Annotated in this window: 27 protein-coding genes; 21 read left to right on the top strand and 6 right to left on the bottom strand. The window is 39.9% G+C overall.

The features are described 5' to 3' along the window. The first annotated feature begins 187 nt into the window (after positions 1 to 187). Positions 188 to 1,789 (top strand): CTP synthase, encoded by a 1,602-nt coding sequence (locus H514_RS0116130; protein WP_027447892.1) that lies wholly within the window; start codon positions 188 to 190, stop codon positions 1,787 to 1,789. A gap of 199 nt (positions 1,790 to 1,988) precedes the next feature. On the opposite strand, the gene H514_RS0116125 is transcribed toward H514_RS0116130, so the two are convergent. Beyond that, positions 1,989 to 2,504: a DUF2529 family protein gene (locus tag H514_RS0116125; protein ID WP_027447891.1), complete on the bottom strand. Its 516-nt coding sequence runs from the start codon at positions 2,502 to 2,504 to the stop codon at positions 1,989 to 1,991. A gap of 195 nt (positions 2,505 to 2,699) precedes the next feature. On the opposite strand from H514_RS0116125, the gene H514_RS0116120 reads away from it, so the two are divergent. From H514_RS0116120 to H514_RS0116055, 14 genes are all read left to right on the top strand, one after another. After that, positions 2,700 to 3,059, top strand: a complete 360-nt coding sequence (locus H514_RS0116120; protein ID WP_027447890.1) for a response regulator — start codon at positions 2,700 to 2,702, stop codon at positions 3,057 to 3,059. A gap of 197 nt (positions 3,060 to 3,256) precedes the next feature. Beyond that, positions 3,257 to 4,120: a class II fructose-1,6-bisphosphate aldolase gene (gene fba, locus H514_RS0116115; protein WP_027447889.1), complete on the top strand. Its 864-nt coding sequence runs from the start codon at positions 3,257 to 3,259 to the stop codon at positions 4,118 to 4,120. 308 nt (positions 4,121 to 4,428) lie between these two features. Beyond that, positions 4,429 to 5,070 carry a fructose-6-phosphate aldolase gene (gene fsa, locus H514_RS0116110; protein ID WP_027447888.1) on the top strand — a complete coding sequence of 214 codons (642 nt, stop codon included), beginning with the start codon at positions 4,429 to 4,431 and terminating at the stop codon, positions 5,068 to 5,070. Positions 5,071 to 5,292: 222 nt separating this feature from the next. Next, on the top strand, positions 5,293 to 6,579 hold the full coding sequence (locus tag H514_RS0116105) for a UDP-N-acetylglucosamine 1-carboxyvinyltransferase (RefSeq protein WP_027447887.1): 1,287 nt from the start codon (positions 5,293 to 5,295) through the stop codon (positions 6,577 to 6,579). 145 nt (positions 6,580 to 6,724) lie between these two features. Continuing rightward, complete coding sequence (gene glpX / locus H514_RS0116100) at positions 6,725 to 7,690, top strand: class II fructose-bisphosphatase (RefSeq protein ID WP_027447886.1); 966 nt, start codon at positions 6,725 to 6,727, stop codon at positions 7,688 to 7,690. A gap of 348 nt (positions 7,691 to 8,038) precedes the next feature. Continuing rightward, the gene (rho, locus tag H514_RS0116095) at positions 8,039 to 9,328 is read left to right on the top strand and encodes a transcription termination factor Rho (protein ID WP_036842387.1); all 1,290 of its coding nucleotides are present in this window, start codon (positions 8,039 to 8,041) and stop codon (positions 9,326 to 9,328) included. Between the two features lie 157 nt (positions 9,329 to 9,485). Then, a complete protein-coding gene (locus tag H514_RS0116090) occupies positions 9,486 to 9,731 on the top strand; it encodes a type B 50S ribosomal protein L31 (protein WP_027447884.1) in 246 nt (81 codons plus the stop codon). Between the two features lie 234 nt (positions 9,732 to 9,965). Then, positions 9,966 to 10,577: a thymidine kinase gene (locus H514_RS0116085; protein ID WP_027447883.1), complete on the top strand. Its 612-nt coding sequence runs from the start codon at positions 9,966 to 9,968 to the stop codon at positions 10,575 to 10,577. 104 nt (positions 10,578 to 10,681) lie between these two features. Continuing rightward, a complete protein-coding gene (locus H514_RS0116080) occupies positions 10,682 to 11,110 on the top strand; it encodes a hypothetical protein (protein WP_027447882.1) in 429 nt (142 codons plus the stop codon). A 223-nt stretch (positions 11,111 to 11,333) separates the two neighbouring features. Beyond that, entirely contained in the window at positions 11,334 to 11,486 is a 153-nt protein-coding gene (locus H514_RS24750) for a hypothetical protein (protein ID WP_154657396.1), read from the top strand. 12 nt (positions 11,487 to 11,498) lie between these two features. Then, positions 11,499 to 11,960 (top strand): cytochrome c oxidase subunit II, encoded by a 462-nt coding sequence (locus H514_RS0116070; protein ID WP_027447881.1) that lies wholly within the window; start codon positions 11,499 to 11,501, stop codon positions 11,958 to 11,960. Positions 11,961 to 11,972: 12 nt separating this feature from the next. Then, positions 11,973 to 13,652 (top strand): cbb3-type cytochrome c oxidase subunit I, encoded by a 1,680-nt coding sequence (locus H514_RS0116065; RefSeq protein ID WP_027447880.1) that lies wholly within the window; start codon positions 11,973 to 11,975, stop codon positions 13,650 to 13,652. 65 nt (positions 13,653 to 13,717) lie between these two features. Further along, complete coding sequence (locus tag H514_RS0116060) at positions 13,718 to 14,353, top strand: SCO family protein (RefSeq protein ID WP_027447879.1); 636 nt, start codon at positions 13,718 to 13,720, stop codon at positions 14,351 to 14,353. Continuing rightward, entirely contained in the window at positions 14,350 to 14,907 is a 558-nt protein-coding gene (locus H514_RS0116055) for a hypothetical protein (protein WP_027447878.1), read from the top strand. The genes H514_RS0116060 and H514_RS0116055 overlap by 4 nt, the downstream gene beginning before the upstream one ends. A gap of 96 nt (positions 14,908 to 15,003) precedes the next feature. On the opposite strand, the gene ric is transcribed toward H514_RS0116055, so the two are convergent. The 3 genes from ric to H514_RS0116040 all read right to left on the bottom strand — a co-directional run bounded on the left by ric (position 15,004) and on the right by H514_RS0116040 (position 17,673). Next, positions 15,004 to 15,705: an iron-sulfur cluster repair di-iron protein gene (ric, locus tag H514_RS0116050; RefSeq protein ID WP_027447877.1), complete on the bottom strand. Its 702-nt coding sequence runs from the start codon at positions 15,703 to 15,705 to the stop codon at positions 15,004 to 15,006. 127 nt (positions 15,706 to 15,832) lie between these two features. After that, a complete protein-coding gene (locus H514_RS0116045) occupies positions 15,833 to 16,525 on the bottom strand; it encodes a Crp/Fnr family transcriptional regulator (protein WP_027447876.1) in 693 nt (230 codons plus the stop codon). A gap of 14 nt (positions 16,526 to 16,539) precedes the next feature. Continuing rightward, positions 16,540 to 17,673: a TIGR04053 family radical SAM/SPASM domain-containing protein gene (locus tag H514_RS0116040; RefSeq protein WP_027447875.1), complete on the bottom strand. Its 1,134-nt coding sequence runs from the start codon at positions 17,671 to 17,673 to the stop codon at positions 16,540 to 16,542. A 129-nt stretch (positions 17,674 to 17,802) separates the two neighbouring features. Here H514_RS0116040 and H514_RS0116035 point away from each other — a divergent pair, with 129 nt between their 5' ends. Next, positions 17,803 to 18,519 (top strand): YwiC-like family protein, encoded by a 717-nt coding sequence (locus H514_RS0116035; RefSeq protein WP_027447874.1) that lies wholly within the window; start codon positions 17,803 to 17,805, stop codon positions 18,517 to 18,519. Between the two features lie 65 nt (positions 18,520 to 18,584). On the opposite strand, the gene H514_RS23275 is transcribed toward H514_RS0116035, so the two are convergent. Beyond that, positions 18,585 to 19,334: an Mrp/NBP35 family ATP-binding protein gene (locus H514_RS23275; protein WP_051255175.1), complete on the bottom strand. Its 750-nt coding sequence runs from the start codon at positions 19,332 to 19,334 to the stop codon at positions 18,585 to 18,587. A 186-nt stretch (positions 19,335 to 19,520) separates the two neighbouring features. On the opposite strand from H514_RS23275, the gene H514_RS23270 reads away from it, so the two are divergent. The 5 genes from H514_RS23270 to H514_RS0116005 are packed head-to-tail and all read left to right on the top strand — an operon-like array spanning position 19,521 to position 24,119. Then, on the top strand, positions 19,521 to 20,702 hold the full coding sequence (locus H514_RS23270) for an MFS transporter (RefSeq protein ID WP_197063085.1): 1,182 nt from the start codon (positions 19,521 to 19,523) through the stop codon (positions 20,700 to 20,702). Beyond that, entirely contained in the window at positions 20,699 to 22,852 is a 2,154-nt protein-coding gene (fdhF, locus tag H514_RS0116020; protein ID WP_027447873.1) for a formate dehydrogenase subunit alpha, read from the top strand. Before H514_RS23270 ends, fdhF begins: the two co-directional genes overlap by 4 nt. Beyond that, positions 22,845 to 23,387 carry a 4Fe-4S dicluster domain-containing protein gene (locus tag H514_RS0116015; RefSeq protein ID WP_027447872.1) on the top strand — a complete coding sequence of 181 codons (543 nt, stop codon included), beginning with the start codon at positions 22,845 to 22,847 and terminating at the stop codon, positions 23,385 to 23,387. Before fdhF ends, H514_RS0116015 begins: the two co-directional genes overlap by 8 nt. Positions 23,388 to 23,404: 17 nt before the next feature. Continuing rightward, a complete protein-coding gene (locus tag H514_RS0116010) occupies positions 23,405 to 23,935 on the top strand; it encodes a QcrA and Rieske domain-containing protein (protein WP_027447871.1) in 531 nt (176 codons plus the stop codon). Then, entirely contained in the window at positions 23,928 to 24,119 is a 192-nt protein-coding gene (locus H514_RS0116005) for a hypothetical protein (protein WP_027447870.1), read from the top strand. Before H514_RS0116010 ends, H514_RS0116005 begins: the two co-directional genes overlap by 8 nt. A gap of 846 nt (positions 24,120 to 24,965) precedes the next feature. Here H514_RS0116005 and H514_RS0116000 read toward each other — a convergent pair. Beyond that, the gene (locus H514_RS0116000; RefSeq protein ID WP_027447869.1) at positions 24,966 to 25,502 is read right to left on the bottom strand and encodes a hypothetical protein; all 537 of its coding nucleotides are present in this window, start codon (positions 25,500 to 25,502) and stop codon (positions 24,966 to 24,968) included. Positions 25,503 to 25,740: the final 238 nt, after the last annotated feature.

The following is a 25,740-nucleotide window of genomic DNA, read 5'->3' as shown; positions in this document are numbered from 1 at the left end:
GTCCCTTCGTTGCTAAACGGGCGCTTGCGCTTTTCTTATTTATATTAGAAAATAAATTTTTTAAAGATGTGAACCCTAAAGAAAATAAGTTTATTTGCTTGAATAATGGAATTCATACAATAAATAGGATGAGATGCATCGTCATCTGAGAAATCCTTAAGAAAACGAAAAGGAAGAGGGATAAGTTATGGCGGAGACGAAGTATATCTTTGTAACAGGAGGAGTTGTTTCCTCCCTTGGTAAAGGAATTACAGCTGCTTCATTAGGGCGTCTTTTAAAAAATCGTGGATTAAAGGTGACCATTCAAAAGTTTGACCCTTATATCAACGTGGACCCAGGTACAATGAGCCCTTATCAGCATGGTGAGGTTTTTGTTACGGAAGATGGTGCGGAAACCGACTTGGATCTAGGTCATTATGAGCGTTTTATTGATATCAACCTAAGTCAATATAGTAACGTAACGACAGGAAAGATCTACTCAACAGTAATCAAAAAGGAACGTCGTGGAGATTATTTAGGCGGAACCGTTCAGGTCATTCCTCACATCACAAATGAGATTAAAGATCGTATTTTTCGTACTGGAAATGAAACGAATGCTGATGTTGTCATCACAGAAATTGGCGGTACAGTAGGGGATATTGAGTCTCTACCATTCCTAGAAGCGATTCGCCAAATGAAGAGTGATATCGGCAAAGAAAATGTAATGTATATCCACTGTACACTTGTTCCTTATATTAAAGCAGCTGGTGAAATGAAAACGAAGCCGACACAACACTCTGTTAAAGAACTGCGCTCCCTTGGTATTCAGCCTGACACGGTTGTATTACGTACAGAAATGCCTATCAGCCAGGAAATGAAAGAAAAGATTGCTTTATTCTGTGACATTAATGAAAAAGCTGTTATTGAAGCAGGAGACGCTGAAACATTATACGATGTGCCATTAACATTACAAGAACAGAATTTAGATCAATTAACATGCGATCATTTTGGATTAAGCTGTGGAACTGCAGATATGGGAGAATGGAATGACCTCGTTAACCGAGTGAAGAATTTACAAAACCATACGAAGATTGCCATTGTAGGTAAATATGTTGAGCTTCCAGATGCTTATATTTCTGTTGTTGAGGCATTAAAACACGCAGGTTACTCCTATGATAGTGATGTAACGATTGACTGGATCAATTCTGAGGAAATCACGGCAGATAATGTTCAGGAAAAGCTTTCTGATGCGGACGGAATTCTTGTACCTGGTGGGTTCGGAGATCGCGGAATAGAAGGTAAAATTGATGCGATCCGTTATGCTCGTGAGAATAAAGTGCCTTTCTTAGGGATCTGCTTAGGTATGCAACTGGCTACGGTAGAGTTTGCTCGTAACGTACTTGGATTAAAAGGCGCACATTCTGCTGAAATTGATCCAACGACACCTCATCCAATTATTGACTTGCTTCCTGAGCAAAAGGACATTGAGGACATGGGCGGAACACTACGTCTAGGTGTGTATCCTTGTAAACTTACAGATGGTACTCGAACGAAGGAAGCTTACGGTGAAGAGGTTATTTATGAACGTCACCGTCACCGTTATGAATTTAACAACCATTATCGTGAAGAAATGCAGAATGCAGGTTTTGAATTCTCAGGGACAAGCCCAGATGGTCGCTTAGTAGAAATTGTTGAACTAACAGACCACCCTTGGTTCGTAGCTTCCCAGTTCCACCCTGAGTTCAAGTCACGCCCAACACGTCCACAACGTTTATTCCATGACTTTGTTGGAGCTAGCTTGAATAAGTAGAAAAGTGTAAGCGCCCGTTTAGCGACGTATGTGCAGGACTGAGCCGCAGTGCGTGGATAAGGATGATCAGCTAAGTTCGTCACGTCCTGTGACAACGCCGATCTGACCCACATCATGTGGGCCCGGATGCACACTAGTCGCTGGGCGCTGGAACTAGACAGCTACTAAAAAAAAGGGTTGTGGCAAAGCCACAACCCTTTTATTCATACTCATCGATAATTTCTTTTGTTGTTACATAGATAGCCATGTACACATAAAACATAGCCATGACAGATGGAAAACCTATTCGGTCCATGTCAAATGGAAGTAATGGTCCTGCTGTTTTCGTGTCAATGTGAAAGTCAGCAACTTCTTGTAATGGGTTTTCTTCTTTCGTTAAAGCAGAGATTTGAATAACTTGTGCACCTTGTTTTTGAACCGTATTTACTAGAGCTAGTGCTTCTTCATCATTTGCAAATCGTGATGCAATAATGACACGGTCAATAGAGGATAAGGAAATGTCTTCATGATACACATGCTGTTTCGGTAAGGTTTCTGGACCTTCTTCTACTTCATGGATCAGTGACTTCATTTCACCTGTTCCCCAAACATAAACGTGTCCTTCACCCACAATAGCTTGAGCTAAAGCTCGAGCAGCATCTTCAATATGAAGAGTTTCTTTTTCATTTATGCGTTGAAATGTACCTGTTAATTGTGTGGCAAGCATTTTTAACATAAGAAATGCCTCCTTATTTTTGAAACGTTGTTCAAGTTGTTTGTCCACTAGTAAGGATAGCATAATACGGGTGAATTATAGAAGAGAGCGATTTTGCACATTAGATGCAGGAGATTACCATGTGTAAAACGAACTAAACAGTTAGACATCAAATATACATATCAAAATTTTATACAGTTAGGACGTGATGGAGTAATGGCTAAAACGGTATTGGTGGTAGATGACCAACCTGGAATTCGTATGCTACTTGAGGAAGTAATTAAGAGTGAGGGATTTAATGTGCTTCAAGCTGTTACAGGTGAAGAAGCTCTTTCGGTAGTCAGGGAAAAACATCCGGACCTAATGCTATTGGACTATAAGTTGCCTGTGAAAGATGGAATTGAAGTGATTGAAGACTTAGAAAAGGATAATATTCATATTGCATCTGTCCTAATGAGTGGGTTGGCAGAAGATGAATTGAAAGACGCCCATCAGCATGAAAGCGTGCTAGAAGTGGTGGCTAAACCATTTAACATTCAAGAGATGAAAGATATAATAGTGAATCTTTTGAAATAATTAAAACGTCATATAATTGCGAAAATATATTTTTTGAAGATGAAAACGTTATCTTGTGGATGGACTGTTGCACCGCTTAAATGTAGTTGGTATTCTAATAATGTTGAGAGAAAAACTACATAACAGAATCTTGCCAGCAAAAGTGTGCAAGCTATAGGTTGACAAGTTCTGTGAGAATATAAAGGAGGATCTAGTCCATGCCACTAGTATCGATGAAAGAAATGTTAGAAACGGCTAAAGAAAACCGTTATGGTGTTGGCCAATTTAACTTAAACAACCTTGAGTACGCTCAAGCTATCCTACAAGCTGCTGAAGAAGAGCAGTCTCCTGTAATCTTAGGTGTATCTGAAGGTGCAGCCCGTTACATGGGTGGATTTAACGTAGTAGTATCTATGGTTAAAGCACTTATGGATTCTTATGGTACAACTGTTCCTGTAGCAATTCACTTAGACCATGGTTCTAGCTTCGAAAAGTGTGCTGAAGCGATCCATGCTGGTTTCACTTCTGTTATGATCGATGCTTCTCATGATCCACTTGAAGAGAACATTGCTCTAACGAAAAAAGTTGTAGAGCTTGCTCATATTCATGGTGTATCTGTTGAAGCAGAACTTGGCCGTGTTGGTGGTCAAGAAGATGACATCATTGTTGAGGATGCTGAAGCAGCATATGCAATCCCATCTGAGTGTAAACAACTTGTTGACGAAACAAACGTTGACGTATTTGCACCAGCACTAGGTTCTGTACACGGTCACTATAAAGGTGAACCTAACCTAGGTTTCGACCGCATGGAAGAAATCATGGGCCTTGTAGATAAGCCACTTGTACTTCACGGTGGTACAGGTATCCCAACAGAAGATATCAAGAAAGCAATCCGTTTCGGAACTGCAAAAATTAACGTAAACACTGAAAACCAAGTTGCGCAAACACAAGCTGTTCGTGACACGCTAGCTGAAAAGCCAGAATTATTTGATCCTCGTAAATACCTTGGACCTGGCCGTGACGCGATCAAGCAAACAGTTATCGGCAAAATGCGCGAATTTGGTTCTTCTAACCAAGCATAAATAATAAGCTTAACGCCCTTTTGCGACGATGACCTGGAGCGAACACAGTATTTTGTGAATGTGAAGGAAATAAGGAGTCGATGGGGGCTTAAGCTCGTTTAAAACAGAAGCCGCCGTTTTATTTCGGCGGTTTCCTTTTTACTATCGTGAAAGCGGTTTACTTGTGAAAAAGTGCCTGAATAGGTTTTTTTCTAATTAAAACATGGGGAAAACAGAAAATGTACACTAGAAAATCATGCGTGCATCTCCTGATTTTCGGGTAATAAATGAAGACGACTAATGATAATCACATGGGGAGGAAAACAACTATGAAATTTTTTATTGATACAGCAAATATAGACGAAATTCGCGAGGCAAATGCTTTAGGAGTTTTATCTGGAGTAACCACCAACCCATCTCTTGTTGCTAAAGAGGGTGTATCGTTTCATGATCGTTTAAATGAAATTACGAAAGAAGTAGATGGTTCCGTAAGTGCTGAGGTAATTGCTGAAGATGTTGAAGGCATGTTGGAAGAGGCAAAGGACCTTGTTGAAATTGCACCTAACATTACAATTAAAGTTCCTATGACACTAGAAGGTTTAAAAGCTGTTAAAAAGCTAAGCGAAAAAGGTGTTAAAACAAACGTTACACTTATTTTCTCTGCTAACCAGGCGTTATTAGCTGCGCGCGCAGGAGCTACGTATGTATCTCCATTCTTAGGTCGTCTTGATGATATCGGCCAAGATGGAATGGAATTAATTAAACAAATCTCTGACATTTTCGATATTCATGGACTAGAAACAGAAATCATCGCAGCATCTGTTCGTCATCCGATCCACGTAACAGAAGCGGCACTAAATGGTGCACATATTGCTACGATTCCGTTGAAAGTGTTAAAACAATTAGTGAAGCATCCACTAACAGATGCTGGAATTGAAAAATTCCTTGCAGACTGGAAGAAACAAAGTTAGTATGATTATGGTAAAATTGTGCAAAATAAGAAAAGCGCAAGCGCCCGTTTAGCAACGTATATGCTGGACTGATCCGCAGTGAGATAAAGGAAACACGATGAGCTTGCGAATCGATGTTGACTTATCGACCGGAGGTGAAGGAAGCATACTAGTTGCTGGGCGCTGGAGCTAGACATCTTTGAGAAACATTTAATGTTTGCCTAGGGAAGAAGGGAGTTCATCATGGAAAAACTGCTTGTTGAAGGTGGCAACTCTTTAAGGGGAGAAGTGCGCGTTAGTGGAGCGAAAAATAGTGCAGTAGCACTGCTTCCAGCGGCAATTTTAGCTGAATCCCCAGTTACAATTGAAGGGTTACCCAACATATCTGATGTAGGCACTCTAAGTCATTTGCTAGAAGAAATAGGTGGCGAAGTATCGAAACAAGGTGAAGACATCTATATTGATCCATCTCGTATGATCTCAATGCCATTACCAAATGGAAAAGTGAAGAAACTACGCGCTTCCTATTACTTCATGGGAGCTATGCTAGGTCGTTTCAAAAAGGCTGTAATCGGCCTTCCAGGTGGGTGTCATTTAGGGCCCCGTCCAATTGATCAGCATATTAAGGGATTTGAAGCTTTAGGAGCAGAAGTAACAAATGAACAAGGCGCGATTTATTTGCGCGCAGAGGAGCTTCGCGGTGCCCGCATTTATCTAGATGTAGTCAGTGTTGGAGCGACCATTAACATTATGCTTGCTGCTGTAAAAGCTAAAGGAACAACCGTTATTGAAAATGTAGCAAAAGAACCTGAAATCATTGATGTAGCTACGCTTCTTACAAGTATGGGAGCGAAAATTAAAGGTGCGGGAACAGATGTCATCCGTATTGAAGGTGTCGATCAATTAAATGGTTGTAAGCACACCATAATCCCGGATCGGATTGAGGCTGGAACGTACACGATTATGGCGGCTGCAATGGGTGAAGAGGTTCTGATTGATAACGTAATTCCACAACACTTAGAATCCCTGATTGCTAAGTTAAGGGAAATGGGCGTATCCGTTGAGACAAGCGATGATCAAATGATTGTAAAGCGGGATAAACCAATCTCAAGTGTGGATATAAAGACGCTTGTGTATCCAGGTTTTCCGACAGACTTACAACAACCGTTTACATCGTTGTTAACCCAAGCCTCTGGTACAGGAGTTGTGACAGATACGATCTATCAAGCACGTTTCAAACACATTGATGAGCTCCGCCGTATGAATGCGGATATTAAAGTAGAAGGTAGCTCAGCCATTGTGAATGGCCCTGTTACGCTAGAAGGAGCAAAAGTAAAAGCAAGTGACTTACGTGCAGGAGCAGCTCTGATTGTAGCTGGCTTAATGGCTAAAGGTGTCACTGAAATTACAGGTCTTGACCACATCGATCGTGGTTATGAGAACCTAACAGAAAAGCTCAATAATCTGGGAGCAAACGTATGGCGTGAACAGATGACGGAAGAAGAAGTTGAGCAGTTTCAAAACTCATAAGAAAAGTTCAAAAAGTATTTTATAAAGAGTTCGGCTACTAATTGTAAGTCGAACTCTGCTACATATTTTTACATAGAGAATGATTCGTTTATTGAAAGGGGAAGTAAGACACAAAACAGAGAAGCACAAGGGGAGGAAGCAAACGATGGAAAGAAGTTTAACAATGGAGTTAGTTCGTGTAACAGAAGCAGCCGCATTATCATCAGCTCGATGGATGGGAAGAGGTAAAAAGGACGAAGCGGATGACGCAGCAACAAGTGCCATGCGTGACGTGTTTGACACGATCCCTATGAAAGGCCGAGTGGTAATCGGAGAAGGTGAAATGGACGAGGCTCCTATGCTTTATATTGGAGAAACACTAGGTAACGGTTACGGCCCGCGCGTGGACGTTGCTGTTGATCCTTTAGAAGGAACAAACATCGTAGCTCAAGGTACTTGGAATGCTTTATCCGTTTTAGCTGTGGCAGACCACAGTAAGTTACTTCATGCACCTGATATGTATATGGACAAAATTGCAGTTGGTCCTGAAGCCGTTGGGAAAGTAGATATTAATGCTTCTGTAACGGATAATTTGAAAGCGGTTGCTGCCGCTAAAAATAAAGATGTTGAAGATGTTGTAGCAATCGTACTAAATCGCAAACGTCACCAAGGTATCATTGATGAAATTCGTGAAACTGGTGCGCGTATTAAGCTAATCTCAGATGGTGATGTAGCTGCGGCTATCAATACAGCATTCGATCATACAGGTGTGGACATTTTATTTGGTAGTGGAGGAGCGCCTGAAGGGGTTTTAGCTGCAGCAGCGCTGAAATGCCTGGGTGGCGATATCCAAGGTAAACTGCTTCCTGAAGACGATGAACAGAGAGCTCGTTGTGAGAAAATGGGCATAGACGATATTGACCGTGTTCTATACATGGATGACTTCTGTGGTGGAGATGACGCCATCTTCGCAGCAACAGGTGTAACAGATGGTGAACTTCTAAAAGGTGTTCAGTTTAAAGGGATGAAAGCCACAACGCAAACGGTAGTTATGCGTGCGAAATCCGGAACTGTTCGCTTTATTGACGGAAACCACTCTCTTAAAAAGAAACCGAACCTCGTTATAAAATAACAATTCATAAAGGTGCCTGTCCCCTTAGCGGGGTGGGCACCTTTATGAATAAAAGTACCAAAAATAAAAATTAGTTGAATAAAGGTATAGAAAAAGGTTAAAATGATAGATGTTAAATAAATGTATTCATAGTTTTTAAGCCCCGTTGGCAAACTTCCATTCTAGCTTCTAATAATTTTCCTTCAAATGAGTATATTTTGTCCCTGAAAACAGAAGCTATTTCAACTTTTCTTTCAAATTAATAGTAAGACTCTAACGATCAAACGATTAAACGACTTATGTTCAATCGCGATTAATGATCTTTGTTTTCCAATAATGAGTAAAATAAAATACAGGTGTGGTGATATTGTGTCTGCTTCATTATCTATTTCGCATTTAGAGACATTAAATTTAAAAGAGTTATATGCGCTCGCCAAAGAATATCGTGTTTCTTATTATGCGAAGCTGACAAAACGTGAACTTATTTTTGCTATTTTAAAAGCACAAGCTGAAAAAGACGGATTTCTATTTATGGATGGTATTCTTGAAATTATCCCTTCTGAAGGATTCGGATTCTTACGTCCGATCAACTATTCACCAAGTGCTGAAGATATCTACATTTCTGCTTCTCAAATTCGCCGTTTTGATTTAAGAAACGGAGATAAAGTATCCGGTAAGGTACGCCCTCCAAAAGAAAATGAACGTTACTACGGTCTTTTACATGTTGATGCAGTCAATGGTGAAAACCCTGAAACGGCTAAAGAACGTGTACACTTCCCAGCTCTAACGCCATTATATCCAGATTCTAAGATGGGGCTAGAAACGGAAAGTAAAAAACTATCAACGCGAATCATTGATCTTATGACGCCTGTTGGTTTTGGACAGCGTGGTTTAGTTGTGGCGCCACCAAAAGCCGGTAAAACGATGTTGCTTAAGCAAATCGCAAACAGCATTTCTAAAAACCACCCAGACTCGAAGTTGATTATCTTGCTTGTGGATGAGCGTCCAGAGGAAGTAACAGATATCGAGCGTTCCGTCCAGGATGGTGTTGATGTTGTAAGCTCAACATTTGATGAGGTACCAGAAAACCATATTAAAGTATCCGAGCTTGTTTTAGAACGTGCCATGCGTCTAGTAGAGCACAAAAAAGACGTAATTATCTTAATGGATAGTATTACGCGTCTGGCTCGTGCGTATAACTTAGTGATTCCACCAAGTGGTCGTACGCTTTCTGGAGGTATTGACCCAGCTGCATTCCACCGTCCAAAACGTTTCTTCGGTGCTGCACGTAACATTGAAGAAGGTGGTAGCCTAACGATTCTTGCGACAGCACTAGTCGATACAGGTTCTCGTATGGATGATGTAATTTATGAAGAGTTTAAAGGTACAGGAAACATGGAATTACATCTTGATCGTAATCTTGCTGAACGCCGTATTTTCCCAGCGATCGATATCATGCGTTCTGGTACACGAAAAGAAGAACTTCTTCTACCAAAAGATCACATTGAGAAGATTTGGGCGATCCGCAGAACAATGGGAGACCAGCCTGACTTCGTTGATCGATTCCTACGTCGCTTAAAATCATCCAAAAATAACGAAGAATTTTTTCAAATTATGGATGAAGAAATGAAAGGAAAGAAGAATTCTCGCCGCTCGTAGCCATTTTTAATCTAAAAAGATAGGTTGCAACTTTAATGTGACCTTGTTATAATCTTTCTATGTGAGTTTCGATAGAGGCTGATAGAAGTCAGCCAAATACCGACTCTTAAACTAACTCTGTTCCCCAAGGGTTCAGGGCAATAAGGAGTGGAAAAGCATGAAGGAAGGACTTCACCCGAATTATCGTAAGGTAGTATTCCTAGACACTAGTTCTGAATTCAAATTTCTAACGGGTTCTACACTTAGCTCTGAGGAGACTATTGAGTGGGAAGACGGTAACACGTACCCATTAATCCGTGTTGAAATTAGTTCAGCTTCACACCCATTCTACACAGGTAAGCAGAAAGCTGACAAAGCTGGTGGCCGTGTAGATCGCTTTAAGAAAAAATACAACATTAAGTAAGTTTTTCTTACTTGAATTTAAAAACAGGCAAATTGTCTATCCTTTTGCCTGTTTTTTTATACGTTAAGGAGTTAAAATTCATTGAAGTAGAGGCTTGTCAACTCTTATTTTAATGAATAGAAGGCTGGTGAGATTAACCAGCTTTACGCAATGATTATGTATATAATGTTTTAGTAAATGATAAATGGACAACCTTTGAGAAAAGTCACGAAAGTAGAAGGGAGAGACCCGCTTGTGCATGTAATGAAACAAAGCGGTTGGCTCGAAGTCATCTGTGGTAGCATGTTCTCAGGAAAATCAGAAGAACTGATTCGCAGAGTACGACGTGCTACATACGGAAACCTTTCCGTACGCGTATTTAAGCCAATCATCGATAATCGTTATTCTGAAGAATCCATTGTCTCTCACAATGGAACGTCGATTTTAGCTCGTCCGATCGAAAACTCTGAGGATATGTTTGACTACATTGATGAAAATGTCGATATCATCGGAATTGATGAAGTGCAATTTTTTGATGAAAATGTCGTTGAGGTTGCGCAAACCTTAGCTGAACGTGGACATCGTGTTATTGTGGCTGGACTTGATTTGGACTTCCGCGGGAAACCCTTCGCTAGTGTTCCGCACCTAATGGCATTAGCAGAATCTGTTACGAAGTTAAGCGCCATTTGTCCAGTTTGCGGATCCCCAGCAAGTCGCACACAACGTTTAATTGATGGCAAACCAGCTTCCTACGATGATCCGGTAATCCTTGTAGGAGCATCAGAATCGTACGAGCCAAGATGCCGTCATCATCATGAAGTACCAAACAGACCCAGGCACATCTTAAAAGAAAAACAATCTCAGTAAACCTCGCTCTCGCAGCGAGGTTTTTCTTTAACCAAAAAATGCTATTTGTAGTACGGACGCTTGTGGGCAAGCTAATACCAAATCAGGTAAAAGGAGGACCCACAATGCGATTTATGATGGTAAGCATAACCATAATGATGGCACTTATACTAGGAGCTTGTGCAACAAATCCTCAAGGAACACAAGAAGTTCGTGACGTTCAATCCTTGAATCAGAAAAATACGGACACCTTTAGAGATCACAACCCAACGAAAAATGGCTACAATCTACAAAACGAAAGCCCAATGCAAATGAACCAAGTAGGTGAAACATGGGGACTTAAACAAGACAAGCAAAAAATCTTTGAAGCAGTCGAAGAAGTTCCCAATGTTGAGGTTCGCCGTGTTAACTTTAACGGAAGTACAGCTCACGTTCGCGTAAAAGCAACGGATATAAGCGGAAGTGACGAACGTATTGCTTTAACGAACAAACTCCGCAGAAATATCGAAGGTGCACTACCGCGCTATAAAATCCGAGTTTATGTGAGTCAATAACCTCGATAATCCGCATGTTCAACTGAACATGCGGATTTTTGTTTGAAGATAGTAGCTAAGCCTCATCTTTTTTTATGTTCACCGAATTGTCAAAAACCTCTGATCCTCTAAAGCTAGCACATGTTTTAAAGCTTTGCATATCATCCCCTGTGATTTATTTCACATCATTGAAAATGGTTATCAATTAAGCTGAAGACAAATCTAGATAAAGGGGCTGATTTCAATGGCAGCAGATTCAGGCTTGGATCACAATGAAGATTTAGACCAAGAACCTAAGACTTCATCGAAAGGAACATATTTTTCTCTTGGTGTGTTGGCTGCAGTGATTTTGGTTACGTATATCATTTTATACGGACTTTATATGTTTCGAATATAAGGGGGGATAGACATGAGTAAATCTGAAATGATATGGCTTGCTTTAAGTTTTGGTATGTTGATGGCTTTTATGCTTGCTACAGGATATCAAACCTTTGCTTTGGAAATGGGGCCACCTAGTCACGGTGAGACAATCGATCCACAGAAGGTAGATGAAACAGCACCATTCGATCAACCAGGGATTAAAAAGATTGGAGAAAATGAATATGAAGTTGTTATGACGATGCAAATATTTAGTTTTAATCCAAGTGATATAGAAATTCCTGCAGGTGCAACAGTTCATTTTATTTTAACTTCAAAAGACGTAACGCATGGTTTTCAGGTAGCTGGAACAAATATTAATGCTATGGTTATGCCTGGTCATATACAAAAAATCACTCAGACATTTGATCGTCCTGGTGAATACTTGGTTTTATGTAATGAGTATTGTGGTGCAGGCCATCAATTAATGAGTACAACTATTAATGTGAAATAAGGGGGGACAGCAATGGAAACAGCACTTAAGGAATCCTATATACAAAAAGTAAATCGGTACATGGGACTTCAGCGAGAGGATGCTAGAATATCGAAATCATATCTATTTGTAGCTTTTGTAGCATTACTGCTTGGCGGGATATTAGGGTTATTGCAAGGGCTTAATCGTGCAGGAATGTTAGAACTGCCCTATTGGTTAAATTATTATCAAGTTTTAACAGCTCATGGAGTGTTATTAGTTCTTGTGTTAACGGCCTTCTTTACAATCGGTTATTTTTATGCGGGCTTGTCTCATACTTTAGGAGGTCTTCTGCCAAAAGTAAGAAAGATGGCGTGGATTGGATTTAGTTTGAAGATCGTGGGTTTTGTGTTTGCCGTTATCCCAATTCTGTTAAATCAAGCATCTGTTTTATATACGTTCTACCCTCCAATGGCCGCATCTCCTTATTTCTACATTGGATTAGTGCTTATTGTTTTAGGAGTTTGGATGTGTGCATTTGGGGCGTTCATCAATGTTGCTCATTGGAGAAAAAATAATCGAGGACAAAATTTACCGATCTTTTCATTCTTTGCAACGGGTGTATTTGTTCTCTTGTTTTTTGGGAGTATCCCTGTAGCAATAGAAGTCTTTATGATTATTCCTTGGGCTTTTGGATGGGTGGAAACGATTAATGTGATGTTAAGTCGGACTCTGTTTTGGGCATTTGGACATACGTTGGTTAACATATGGTATCTGACAGCAGTCTCTGCGTGGTATGTCATTGTTCCGAAAGTTATTGGAGGTCGCCGTTTTAGTGATACATTAACTCGGATTGTAGTTATTTTGCTTGTTGTTATGAATATACCGGGCGGGTTTCATCATCAAATCGTTGATCCCGGAATTTCTCAGGAAGTGAAATTCTTGCATGTCTTTATGAGTCTATCAATCGCGTTTCCATCTTTAATGACGGCTTATGCGATGTTCTCTGTATTTGAACGGACAGGTCGGAAGCAAGGTGGAAAAGGTTTATTAGGTTGGTACAAAAAATTGCCTTGGGGTGATGTTCGGTTCTTAGCCCCAATGATTGCAATGATTGCCTTTATAGTCGGGGGCGCTGGTGGGATTGTTCAATCAACGAACCAATTGAATCAAGTCGTGCATAACACGATGTGGATTGTAGGACATTTTCACATAACGGTAGGAACTTCGGTTATCTTAACGTTCTTTGGGATTACCTATTGGTTAGTCCCTTATATTTCTAATCGCACATTAACACCGAAGATCAATCGCTTAGGGGTAATTCAGACGTTCATTTGGACAGTTGGTATGCTGTTTATGGCTGGGTCCATGCACTATGTTGGGTTACTTGGTGCACCACGCAGAACGTCTTATACCACTTATGGAGAGAGTGCCACTGCAATGGGATGGGATCCATTCATGATCCTTATCGCAATTGGTGGGGTTCTATTAATCGTAGGTGTCCTGTTGCAAGTGTATGCTGTTTTTCATCTCATGTTTCGAGCGCCGAAAGGGAAAACAGAATTTCCGATCGCTGAAAGGGAAGAACATGATACCTATACTCCATATTGGACGGAACGTTGGGGGAATTGGATAGTGATTATGCTATTACTGATTGCCATGGGGTATGTAATTCCAATCGTGGATTTCACGATCAATGCGCCTCCAGGGTCTCCACCTATTAAAACGTGGTAATAAAACAAAGAGGTAGTCTGTTCATAGGCTATCTCTCTATTTTTTTCAACAATAGGAGAGGGGGGATAGTGGTGAATAACAATCAAGGATTGGCCATGGTACTTGTATTACTGTTTGGAGGTACATTGTTCTATCTAGGAACAGATGGGTTTCAAGTATTTACTGCAGAGGGGGCTAGAGTGAATCAATTAATGGAGGAAAAACCTCAGTTTCCGGAAATAACATTAGAGGATAGTGAAGGTCAATCATACCTCTCCTCTACATTTAAAGGGAAATATATGTTGGTGACGTTTTTTTACACAGCTTGCTCAACAGTCTGTCCTCAGCTAGAGAGAAATATGGAACGTGTCTATGAGCGTATTCCGAAGACATACTTAGGAGAAGACATTGTATTTTTAAGTATTAGTTTTGACACAGATCGTGATGGTCCAGCTACGTTACGATCCTATCAAAAATACTTCAAGAGTGATGGAGAGACATGGAGGATGGCAAGAATTCCGAACCCAGTAGAATTAGAATCGTTATTAGATGTGTTCGGTGTTATTGTAATTCCCGATGAGAATGGGAATTTCGCACATAACTCAGCCTTTTATTTAGTAAATCAAAAGGGTGCTCTTACAGAGGTCATGGATTATACAAAAATTGAAGAAGCTGCGGATACAATTGTTGAACTACTTGAACAAGGGGGAGGAAAGAAATGAAACAATCTTTAATCGGCCTTTTACTTTTTATCGTTTTATCCCTTCCTCCTGTAGTGACATTATTAGAATCCATTATGATTATTCATATGCACATGCAAATGCCTTTGTTGGTTATTGCTGGGGCCTTATTTGGTCGTTACTTTCAAATACATTTCCCTCATTTTTGGGAAAAGTGGAATGGTAATGGAATACCCGGAATTACGTTATTTGTCATCATCGCAGTCTATTGGAGTATTCCTCGGACTATGGATGATGCATTAACGTATCCAAGTGTAGAAGTATTTAAGTTTATGAGCTTATTCTTATTAGCGGGAGTGCCCCTCTATGACAGTTGGAAGAGACTTAATGTTACATTAAAAAATTCTGTCTTCATCTTGTTCACAATATTGTTTTTAAGCATGGGATGGCTATATCTGAATGTAACCCAACAATTGTGCAACAACTACTTGCTCATTGATCAAATCACACTTGGCTGGGGGTCTGCAGCCATGGGTGTGTGTATTGCAATTTATCTGTTATACACTACCTTTACGGACCCCTCTCAATATGAATGAGGTGCAGAATAGCTAATCTGAAAACGTAACAGGAATAGAAAACTCTAGCAACATGAATGGTTGCTAGAGTTTCTTGTCGTGCTTATTCGATTTCGTTTAGGAAACGGCTCTTGGAAATAAGATATTATTTTCTAAGTGAATGTGCTCGAATAAATCTTGTTCCAGTGCTTCTAGTCGTTGATAGACGAGGCGATACGTGCCACATGCATCTTGGGGAGGTGTGAAGTCATTCGTAACTTGACGAATCTCCTTAAGAAGATTTCCAGCATGCGCATGTTCTTCCTCTAAGCTTTCCACCACTCTCATTAATTTCTCTCGATTTTCAATGGTTGGAATTTGTTCGTATTCAAGAAGTAAAGGGAAGTCTTCTGATTCTTCTTTTATAAGGTGTTGCTCAAGCTCTTTCTTGAGTTCATTAAATAGTATATGGATTGTGCCCAGGTGTGGCTGTGATTGCCCATGTACACGGAATACTTTAGTGACATAGGGGCTTAGCTGTGGCAATTCTTCATTTAAGTACTTGTGATGTTTTTGAATGATGTGATCAATTAATTCTTGCGAAGAAGATGAATTCCAATCAATGTTTGTTTCTTGTAATGCCTTTGAATCTTTATAGAGTGTGTTTAATTGATTCACTACTTCCTCAGAAGATAATCCTCTTTCCTGGATCGCTTCAACAAGCGGGCGGTTACCCCCACAACAGAAATCAATTCGATAGGACTTAAACAGATCACTGGCTTTTGGGAATTGAGTGACAATATCTCGGATGATGGACGCTTCGCTAAAGGTTTGTTGCATGATGATCCCTCCATAAATGGTTTGAATGTGTTTCTAGAAAAAGCATATCAATGATACGCTTACGATCTTGTGATATGAGTCACAATTCGTCGGTAGATTTTCTAACATTCTGTGAACACCATGAGGTTTAGACGATAATCTCCCTTTCTAATGTATCTGGGTGTATGATGTAACATTCCTTATCATCCATCTGTAACAGATTTCTTTTCTTTAATTGGTTTATTGTTCGACTAACTGTTTCTCTTGTTGTACCAATCATATTGGCAAGTTCTCGGTTTGTGAAGTGTGTCGTGATGGTATAATAATCACCTGATTTATGACCATTCGTTTTAGAGAGGCGAATTAATAGCTTGATGACTTGCTCATACGTATTATTTAGGATTTTTTCTTCCAGGCGATCGTGTAAATCAATAATCTTTTCTCCGAGTACGCGAAATAACTTGATACAAAGCTCCGGATGTAAAATAAGAATATTCTCAAATTCTTTGATTGGCGTCACAATTAACTGAGCCTTTTCCACGATCTCTGCATTGGCTGGAAAATCACCTCCCCTAAAGAACCCTGCGTGAGGAAACATCTCACCGGCTTGTAAAACAGACACAATTTGTTCCTTGCCAGTATGATCCGTTTTGTAAATCTTTACAGTTCCGGAATGTATGAAAAATACTCGATCTAGTTTATCCTCTTGCATAAACACGATAGATCTAGGGTTATAGATTCGACAAGATGAGATTTCAATGAAAGGGTCTAGTTCTGCTTCTGATAATTCTTTAAATAAGGGTACAGTTCGGAAATGATCTTTGACATCATTACGATTCATTCTTTTACACCTCTCTATTGATTTGATTCAGATGTAGTCTTGTTTCCTCTCATACTTTGTGGAATATAAACACATGCAGGTTCACTCTCTAAATAATCCCCTGTTAAGGCGTATGCCCGAGATCGAGAACCACCGCAAACATAGCGGAATTCACATTGACCACATTTTCCCTTATATAAGTCGGGATTTCGTAATTCTTTAAAAATAGGTGAATTTCTATAAATATCTGGTAAAGGTGTTTCTCGTACATTTCCCGCCTTAATGGGTAGAAGGCCACTTGGATAAACATCTCCAATATGAGAGATAAACACAAAACCATTTCCATCATTCACACCATGTGGTGCCCGTCCAAGGCCATCAAATTGTCCTGTTTTCCCCTCATGCAAAGCATTGGAGTACATAATTTCTTTATCCTTGTCATTGTTTCTACGCATTTTATCTGAAATCACCACTCGTCTATAGTGCTGGGCAGCAGTGGTTTTGATATCAAATGATACTCGGTTGCTTAAATCATTAAGCCAGCGAAAAACTTTTTCGTGCTCGACTGGTGAGATCATATCTTTGCTTTGACCTCTTCCGGTAGGAACAAGGAAAAAGACACTCCAAAGCACACAATCTAACTGTTCAATTAACGAGGCCATGTCCTCTAAGAAATCGATATTGTATCGGGAGATAACCGTGTTTATTTGTAATGGAAGTTTTAGTTCATGGATATAGTCAATGGCGTTCATTGTTAAATCATATGATCCTGAAGTTCCTCGAAAATGATCATGGATCTCAGCATTCGGTCCATCTAAACTAAAAGCCCATCGTGACAGACCAATATCTTTCGCTTTTTTGATGGCTTCTTTGGTCACATTTGGGGTTGCACTAGGTGTCATAGATACACGAACCCCCTTTTGGATCGCATAGGAGGCAATATCATACACATCTGGTCTCATTAACGGGTCTCCACCGGTAAAGACCAACATGGGGTTATCCATTTCATAGATTGAATCAATTAATTGTTTACCTTCCTCAAAATCAAGTTCTAGTGGATGACGTTTGTATTGGGCTTCTGCTCGACAGTGAAGACAATGTAATTCACAAGCTCTTGTTAATTCCCAGATTACAATAAAAGGATTTTTATTAAAGTCTCTGTTCTTCATCTAAACCACTCCCACTTATCTTTTAGTCAATCGTATAAAAAGATAGGTTCAAAGTAAGTGAAATACATCACATCCTCAATCTGCTTCTGAGTTTATAATAAACCTATACTTATAAAAGAAGGTGAAGAGATGAAGTTATTATTACCGAAACAACATGGAGCATGGGCCATGCTACTTGTTCCCTTTATTTTAGGTATGACGTCAAGTGAATTCACCTGGGTTCACATTCCACTACTGATTGGCTGGTTGGGACTTTATTTATCTACGTATCCCATTCTTATGCTTATTAAAGGGAAGAAAAGGGACCTTCATTTGAAATGGACAGGAATTTATATGGGGATTGCTATGCTATTTCTTGTTGTCGTACTCCTTAATGAATGGAGAATGATGATCTTTGGGTTGTTCATGTTGCCTTTATTTCTCATTAATATTTACTATACTAAGAAGAAAAAAGAGCGTGCATTTGCTAATGATGTAACAGCCATTATTGTGTTTTGTGTAGGTGGAGCAGCAAGCTATTATCTTGGGGCAGGAATATTGGATTTGAAAGGGTGGAGTGTAGTTCTTTTATCATTTTTATTTTTCTTAGGGAGTACATTTTTTATTAAAACCATGATTCGGGAAAAGAAGAATGTAAAATTTAGATGGTACTCTTGGATGTATCACATTCTATTAATCGTGGGACCTATCATAATTACGGGTTCTTTCATCTGGATGACCCCCTTTATACCAAGTATGATTAGAGCTTTTTTTCTATATGGCAAGAAACTTACGATTATGCAAACTGGTATTATCGAGATTATAAATTCATTGTATTTCCTTGTTGTTTTAATGATATTGTTGTAGGTTTTGGTCTAGATAAATCCATTTAAAAACCCATGTCCCTTCTTGTGTTGGACATGGGTTTCGTATTAATGAGCTTTATGTGCAATCTTCTCATCAACTCTTGTAGCTAAGTGATCATAATGGTGACAAAGGTTTGTGTTTTCTGCATAAATGGATGGGGTTTGAGACGACTCATTTGGTTCTTCAATTGGTAATCGAGCTAATACGTCTGAGTTTAATGTATCAGCTAATAGGTCTCCTCCATCTTTTCCGAAAATATAGTATTTTTCACTCTGATCCTTGGGTTGAAAATAAGACATGTTTTCTACGATTCCTAAAATGTCATGATTGGCTTTAATCGTCATTTTTCCTGCTCGCTCAGCCACAAGTGATGCCGTCTGATGAGGGGTTGTAACGATAATTTCTTTACTTTGTGGGATATGGTGATGTAAGTCTAAAGCAACATCTCCCGTGCCTGGTGGCATATCAATGATACAATAGTCTAATTTCCCCCACGTTACATCATTTTTAAAATGTTCAACCATCTTTCCAAGCATCGGTCCTCTCCATACGACGGGGTCATTATCTTTTACGAGGAATCCCATAGACATAACCTTTACGCCATGTGACTCAATTGGAATAATTCGTCCATTGAAGGTTTTCGGTCGATTGCTAAGATTCATCATTTTAGGAACACTGAACCCGTAAATATCAAGGTCTATAAGCGCGACATCCAATCCTTTACGAGCTAGAGCAATGGCTAAGTTGACGGAAACGGTTGACTTTCCTACCCCACCTTTTCCACTTGTTACAGCAATAACTTCTCCTGATAACATTGTTCACACCTCATTCATAATTTTAGAAAAAATCCTTTTCCTGTGATGTATTTCACAGTCTTAAAAATTACATTTTTGTACACTTAGGATAGTTGATCATAGCGCTAAGGACGTAGTGTTTATAAATAATGTAACAAATGATGTATCAATAGGATGTTAAAAATGTCACAAGGGGGCTTATAAATAATGAAGTCTTTAGAGAGGTCGTTTTACTCCAAGAGCAGTAAATATTCTTTCATTGTTGTCTTACTCCTGTTTTTCTCCATATGGATAGGAACAGAGAATTTTTTGCATTTTGATATGGCGTTAATGGGATACCTCATTTCTTCCCTTATCTTTGCTATTGGTTTGACGATTCGTATGAGTTCTTGGTTACTACGACCGGCTACAAGACAAGTGATCCAGCGTAGCTTAAAGAATTTGAGGCAACGCAAATATAAGCGGAGAAATATGAAAGCAATCTTGAAAACAGCTTTTGAAAATATATTTTTACAGAAATTTATTTTTAAAAGAGGAATTTATAGAGGCGTACAGCACTTTCTAATCGCATGGGGGTGCATAGGGTCATTCGCTATCACGTTTGGCCTTACCTTTGGTTGGATGCACTTTGAACTAGTGGATCCAGAAACCTATACGATTGTCGTAATGGGGGTTGAAACCATATCAATGGCTGCTCATGGTCTCTTTGCTGAAATGGTTTATAACGGATTAAATATTACAGCTTCAATGGTTTTAATTGGTGTATGTATGGCATTGACTAGGAGGATTATAAATGAGGATGTCAAGGTAACACAACGCGCTGAATTTGACTTATTTCCATTATTCCTTTTATTAGCCGTTACAGTTACAGGGCTATTGTTAACCGTTTCTTACGTCTTATTAGATGGTTGGATGCATCATTATATGACACTTGTACACCAGGTAACCGTTGTGGTTTTACTGATTTATTTCCCGTTTGGAAAGCTATTTCATTTACCGATTCGACCACTTACAACGGCTGTTCCGATGAACTATCAAGAGGAGTGGAAAGTGGACACCAGACCATGTTTGCGATGTGGTACAGTGTACAGTTCAGATCCACAGGTAAGTGACGTAAAGGAAATCTTGAGCGTGCAACAGTTTGATCTACAACTAGAGGATGGTTCGTATCTATCTGATTACTGTCCAGCTTGTAGAAGAAGGATTCGTGTTATGAAGCAATTAAATAATCAGCCACACCTTCAACAGGGACATAACCCGATTTTAACGCGCAATGGTTCTGAAATGTCCGGTTTTGGTAGCAGACGAACAGATGATTATTATAATTTTCCAGATCACGTTCAAAAAGAGCTGGAACAGCATAAAGAAGAGGGAGGAAACGAGCGATGAGTGATTTCATAGCAAAAGAAGGCATTCAGAATCTTCATAAACCAGGTGAAAAGTTAATTACAACACATTGTTGTTATTGCGGTATGCAATGTGGAATGCATATTCGAGTGAATAAAAGTTCAGGAAAAGTTGTGGGAGTAGAACCAAGATACGACTGGCCTGTTACGAATGGGAAAATGTGTCCGAAAGGCGTAACTGCTTATCAAACAATTGATCACCAGGACCGTATTACAAAGCCTCTGATTAAAAAGAACGGGGAATTTGTAGAATCCTCTTGGAAAGAAGCTCTCGATTTAATTGAAAAGAACTTTAAAAGACTTCAAGAAGAAAGTGGAAAAGATGCTCTGTCAGTTTTTGGTGGGGTATCAATGACAAATGAAAAGTGTTATTTGGTTGGTAAATATGCTCGTGTCGGACTAGGGACTCGTTACCTTGATTATAATGGACGTTTCTGCATGAGTTCAGCAGCCGGAGGGTTTATTCAAACTTTTGGTGTAGACCGTGGATCCACGCTACCTTGGACAGAGCTTGAACACAGTGATTGCTTCTTTTTAGCAGGTTCAAATACAGCAGAATGTCATCCAACAAGTATCCAATGGTTCTGGAAAGCAAAGGACAAAGGAGCTAAACTCATCGTAGCGGATCCACGTGAGACACCGACAGCTCGAGTGGCAGACGTTCACTTAGATTTAAAACCTGGTACGGACTCTGCGCTTGCGAATGGTATGCTTCATTTAATTATTAAAGAGGGATATGTGGATAAGGAGTACGTTTCAAAGCGATGCAATAACTTCGAAGAGTTAAAACAAAATGTAGATAAATTCACTCCTGAATATACCTCTGAGATTACAGGAGTGGCAGTGGAGAAACTTATTAAAGCAGCACATATTTATGGGATGTCCCCACGTTCTGTTGTCATGTTTGCACGAGGAGTAGAACAACAATCTAAAGGGGTAGATAATGTTCGCTTATATAGCTCAATGGCACTCCTTAGAGGACAGGTAGGAAAATTCGCATCTGGTGTAGCTACATTCACAGGACAGGGGAATGGTCAAGGCGGGAGAGAACATGGTCAGAAATCGGACTTATTACCAGGATATCGTAAGCTAACAGATCCAGCGGCCGTGGAATACATTTCAAGTATTTGGGGGATCGATCCAAGTGAAATGCCGAAGCCAGGAGTCTCAGCCTATGAAATGTTTGGAGAGATTGAGAAGGGTAATATCCGTGGCATGCATGTCATTTGTTCAAACCCAGCTGTTTCGGCACCAAATCTCGAGCATATTTGGAATGGTTTTAAGAAGCTAGATTTTCTAGTTGTAAGTGACTTCTTCTTATCTGAAACAGCTTCCTTTGCGGATGTGGTATTACCAGCTACAACGTGGGCGGAAGATGAAGGGACGACGACCAATATTGAAGGTCGAGTTATTCGAATTCGTAAAGTAACAGATCCCATAGGGGAGTCAAAACCAGATTGGGAGATTTTAAGCTTAATTGCTGAAAGAATGGGGAAAGGGAAGCACTTTTTATATAATGAAGCTGGTGAGATTTTTGATGAATTTCGCTTAGCAACAAAAGGTGGAAAAGCCGATTACTACGGAATCACTTGGGATCGCATAGATAGAGAAAACGGTGTATTCTGGCCATGTCCTGCAGAGGACCATCCAGGGACACCAACAATGTTTGAAGAATCCTTTTATACAGAGGATGGGAAAGCGAATCTTGGGGTAGTGGGATGGAAAGAGGCAGGAGAAGTACCAACCAAAGATTATCCACTGTTTCTAACTACAGGGCGTGTCGTTTTCCATTATCTATCAGGTAATCAAACAAGACGTGTGGATTTCTTAATGGAACAATGTCCTGAGCCTTTTGCTGAAATGCATCCGGCGTTAGCAAGTCGATATCAACTAGAAGATGGAGACATGGTAAAACTGAAAACACCACGTTCCCATATGACTGTCAAAACGAAAATCACGAAAGCCATACGGAAAGATACAGTGTTTGTCCCTTATCACTGGGGGAAAGAGTTAGCGGTGAACCAACTAACAAGTGATTGTCTAGATCCTATATCTAGAATGCCCGAATTTAAAGTGTGCGCGCTACAGATGGAAAAATTACCTGCAAAGAAAGAGGGGATAACTCGTGAATAAAATTATGTACTTGGAGTTTGAACGATGTATCGGGTGCCGAGCTTGTCAAGCAGCTTGTCGTGAGTGTGGTGACCATGATGCTAAGGAACGAAATTACGTAGAGTATGTAGATTTTACAGAGAGTCGTCAAACGTACCCAATGCTTTGTATGCAGTGTAAAGACCCTGCTTGTGCACGTGTTTGTCCCGCTAATGCGATTCAAATTACGGATGAAGGCGTTGTTCTGTCAGCAATGGAAGAAAAATGTATTGGTTGCCGCAATTGTACATTTGGATGCCCATTCGGGATTCCGAAGTTCGATTTTGAAGAGAATAAAATGTATAAATGTGACATGTGTTACGATCGATCCAAACATGATATTGCTCCAATGTGTGCATCTGTTTGTCCGAGCGATGCGATTCGCTTTATTGATTTTGATGAGATGCAACAGTTGCGAAGAAGACGTTCCCAAATGAATCTGGTAGAGGGTAAAAAGCCTCAAGAAGGAAACAAGTGGGAGTATGTTCCTGAATTCTTTGGAGTTTATACGGATTAATAAGGAGGCTGTGCATCTTGTCAAAAGAGCAAAAAGGAAAACGAAATCAAAAAGAAACAAGAGAGGATATGGTTGGGCTCATCCACAACCTAGAACGTGATGAAGATTTGAAATTTAACCGAAGATCTTTTCTGAAATCTGCCGTTGGAGCAACCGTCACACTAGGTGTAGCTACTTTACCTTTTTCTGTTCTAGCCCTTCAGGATAAGGAAAAGGATGATAATAGAAAAGAGATTGCGAAGCTTGCTGATATTCCTAAAGACAGTGCGATAAATTTTCAGTATCCTACTGAGAGTGAGCCAGCCATTTTAGTTCATACAAAGGATGGAGAATTAAAAGCTTACAATAACAAGTGTACACACCTACAATGTCCTGTTTTCTATGAAAAAGAGGAATCTGTCCTACTGTGCCCATGTCACCGGGGATTCTTCAGTGTCGATAACGGTCACCCTTTAGCAGGTCCTCCACAAAGAGAGTTACCTTTAATTGATATTCAAGTAGAAAATGGAGTTGTGTATGCAGTAGGAAGGCAGATCCGACATGGGTAAAAAAATCTATTGGATCATCATTTTCATTACACTAGCTGTGAATGTAGTTGCACTACAATGGACGATCGAATCGTTTTTCGGAGAAGAATACGAACATGTCATCACATATTCGATTGTTAGTATTGTATCTTCTCTAATATGTGTGCTAACGTTTTGGCGCTGGCGTAAGCAAGAATATAAATGATAGAACAAGGAAAAAAGAGTTCACTACGGATAAAGGTTATCTATCCGTAGTGAACTCTTTTAATTGACTTGTTCTTCAACTAAAGCCCCCTTATGTAGAAGACTTGGTTTCGAGATAATGTGCGTATGGTTCCGTTGCTTTTGTACAGATCGGTGGGCTGTGGAACGGGTTGCTTTCCTGCTGCCCCACACGACGTGGGGTAGTTCGGTGTTGCTACAGGAAGTAGCGGTTTTAACCGAACTTCATTGTTAACTTTAAAGCCTCCTCATTCGCAAGCTCTCTGCGGGGTCTCGTCACTCCGTTCTTCCGCTGGAGTCAACCCGTTCCACAGCCCACCTTTGCCGAATGGAGACTAACGGAACCGCCGTAGTTCTGAGATGAGGTGGTCGGATTCCAGGTAGTGTAACACTATCATGCCAAGGTTCTGAGCAACTTCTCTGAATATGATATCCAATCAATATGAGTTGAGAAAGTCAATATTATGGTCCGTTAATCTCCATAATCGCGTGGAGGGAAGGAAACGGCAAACTGTCGTGGTAACAAAGGCAAGACGAGACCCCGCAGGCACGAGGAGGCTCGGCTTGTCTTCCACAACAGGCTTGCCGTTTCACTGACCGTAACAAACTTCTCAACAGCAACGGAATCCTCTCAGTTTCAAGTCTTCAAGAATCCTGCCAGTGCCAGTTAGTGTAAGTACATTCTTTCACAAACTCTTTCTATATAGTATAGCCTAAAACCTTATCAACCTCAGTATTCTTAAAATTAGTGATACATATAGAGAGCGAGGTTTACGTATTAATTTCTTCAAACAAAGAACTTTCTGTTTCATTAAAAATTACCCGTTCGTTACCATTCATTCGTCGGTTCTATTTTTAAATTGGTACCTGAATAAGCCTTCTCTCCAAATAACGTAATAATTGAACATTCAATTATGGTTAAATGTTCAGTGTCCCTTTTGTAGTCTACAAATATTCCTGAACCGAGTTCGTTTTCCTTTTGGTCGAGAATCCGAACCTTCTGCCCCTCAAGTGTTTTCAATCTAGCGTCCTGCAGCAATTTATACCATTTCGACCAGTTGGTTATGATATAAGCGCCCTCACCGTCTTTTAAGTATCCTAATAAGCTGTTCGAGTCATCGTATTTACTATCGAAACACTGTATGAGCTCCATGATCTTTTGATGGATGGTGGTGAATTGTTCAAGGTTGAGTTGGGGTGAGAACGTTAGTGTAATCTTCTGGTTTGTCTTATTAAGTATAACGGTAATTTGTTCTTGTTTGTTCGGTTTGTACACCATGTGTCCGTTACTCTCTTGAAAACCATTTGACTTCAGTATTTTTTCTGTTTCATTTGATTCTGGTGTGTGGAGTTCAACTGATAGCATCTGTGTAAGCCTCCTTATGTCACGTTTTTATGCACATATCATATTCTTATATTTATTATAGAAGATTGTAAACGAAACCGTCTGTGATATTTGTTACATCAAGGATATTTATAGGTAAGGACGATTAAGGGGAAGGGTAAGGATTGTGTCGGTATTATGAGAGGGAGCAACATGTATTTACATTCTACATTAATCTAATAAAAGGAGCTTCTTAAATAAATAAGAAGCTCTTTTTATA

The sequence above is a fragment of the Pontibacillus marinus BH030004 = DSM 16465 genome, assembly GCF_000425225.1.
GTDB lineage: Bacteria > Bacillota > Bacilli > Bacillales > BH030062 > Pontibacillus > Pontibacillus marinus.
This window is presented reverse-complemented; position numbering and strand designations above follow the sequence as displayed.

What these genes read in the sequence shown, in the direction of transcription:
- H514_RS0116130 (WP_027447892.1), top strand. Translation starts at nt 188, where the DNA reads ATGGCGGAGACGAAGTATATCTTTGTAACAGGAGGAGTTGTTTCCTCC.
- H514_RS0116125 (WP_027447891.1), bottom strand. Translation starts at nt 2,504, where the DNA reads ATGTTAAAAATGCTTGCCACACAATTAACAGGTACATTTCAACGCATA.
- H514_RS0116120 (WP_027447890.1), top strand. Translation starts at nt 2,700, where the DNA reads ATGGCTAAAACGGTATTGGTGGTAGATGACCAACCTGGAATTCGTATG.
- fba (WP_027447889.1), top strand. Translation starts at nt 3,257, where the DNA reads ATGCCACTAGTATCGATGAAAGAAATGTTAGAAACGGCTAAAGAAAAC.
- fsa (WP_027447888.1), top strand. Translation starts at nt 4,429, where the DNA reads ATGAAATTTTTTATTGATACAGCAAATATAGACGAAATTCGCGAGGCA.
- H514_RS0116105 (WP_027447887.1), top strand. Translation starts at nt 5,293, where the DNA reads ATGGAAAAACTGCTTGTTGAAGGTGGCAACTCTTTAAGGGGAGAAGTG.
- glpX (WP_027447886.1), top strand. Translation starts at nt 6,725, where the DNA reads ATGGAAAGAAGTTTAACAATGGAGTTAGTTCGTGTAACAGAAGCAGCC.
- H514_RS0116090 (WP_027447884.1), top strand. Translation starts at nt 9,486, where the DNA reads ATGAAGGAAGGACTTCACCCGAATTATCGTAAGGTAGTATTCCTAGAC.
- H514_RS0116080 (WP_027447882.1), top strand. Translation starts at nt 10,682, where the DNA reads ATGCGATTTATGATGGTAAGCATAACCATAATGATGGCACTTATACTA.
- H514_RS24750 (WP_154657396.1), top strand. Translation starts at nt 11,334, where the DNA reads ATGGCAGCAGATTCAGGCTTGGATCACAATGAAGATTTAGACCAAGAA.
- H514_RS0116070 (WP_027447881.1), top strand. Translation starts at nt 11,499, where the DNA reads ATGAGTAAATCTGAAATGATATGGCTTGCTTTAAGTTTTGGTATGTTG.
- H514_RS0116065 (WP_027447880.1), top strand. Translation starts at nt 11,973, where the DNA reads ATGGAAACAGCACTTAAGGAATCCTATATACAAAAAGTAAATCGGTAC.
- H514_RS0116055 (WP_027447878.1), top strand. Translation starts at nt 14,350, where the DNA reads ATGAAACAATCTTTAATCGGCCTTTTACTTTTTATCGTTTTATCCCTT.
- ric (WP_027447877.1), bottom strand. Translation starts at nt 15,705, where the DNA reads ATGCAACAAACCTTTAGCGAAGCGTCCATCATCCGAGATATTGTCACT.
- H514_RS0116045 (WP_027447876.1), bottom strand. Translation starts at nt 16,525, where the DNA reads ATGAATCGTAATGATGTCAAAGATCATTTCCGAACTGTACCCTTATTT.
- H514_RS0116040 (WP_027447875.1), bottom strand. Translation starts at nt 17,673, where the DNA reads ATGAAGAACAGAGACTTTAATAAAAATCCTTTTATTGTAATCTGGGAA.
- H514_RS0116035 (WP_027447874.1), top strand. Translation starts at nt 17,803, where the DNA reads ATGAAGTTATTATTACCGAAACAACATGGAGCATGGGCCATGCTACTT.
- H514_RS23275 (WP_051255175.1), bottom strand. Translation starts at nt 19,334, where the DNA reads ATGTTATCAGGAGAAGTTATTGCTGTAACAAGTGGAAAAGGTGGGGTA.
- H514_RS23270 (WP_197063085.1), top strand. Translation starts at nt 19,521, where the DNA reads ATGAAGTCTTTAGAGAGGTCGTTTTACTCCAAGAGCAGTAAATATTCT.
- fdhF (WP_027447873.1), top strand. Translation starts at nt 20,699, where the DNA reads ATGAGTGATTTCATAGCAAAAGAAGGCATTCAGAATCTTCATAAACCA.
- H514_RS0116005 (WP_027447870.1), top strand. Translation starts at nt 23,928, where the DNA reads ATGGGTAAAAAAATCTATTGGATCATCATTTTCATTACACTAGCTGTG.
- H514_RS0116000 (WP_027447869.1), bottom strand. Translation starts at nt 25,502, where the DNA reads ATGCTATCAGTTGAACTCCACACACCAGAATCAAATGAAACAGAAAAA.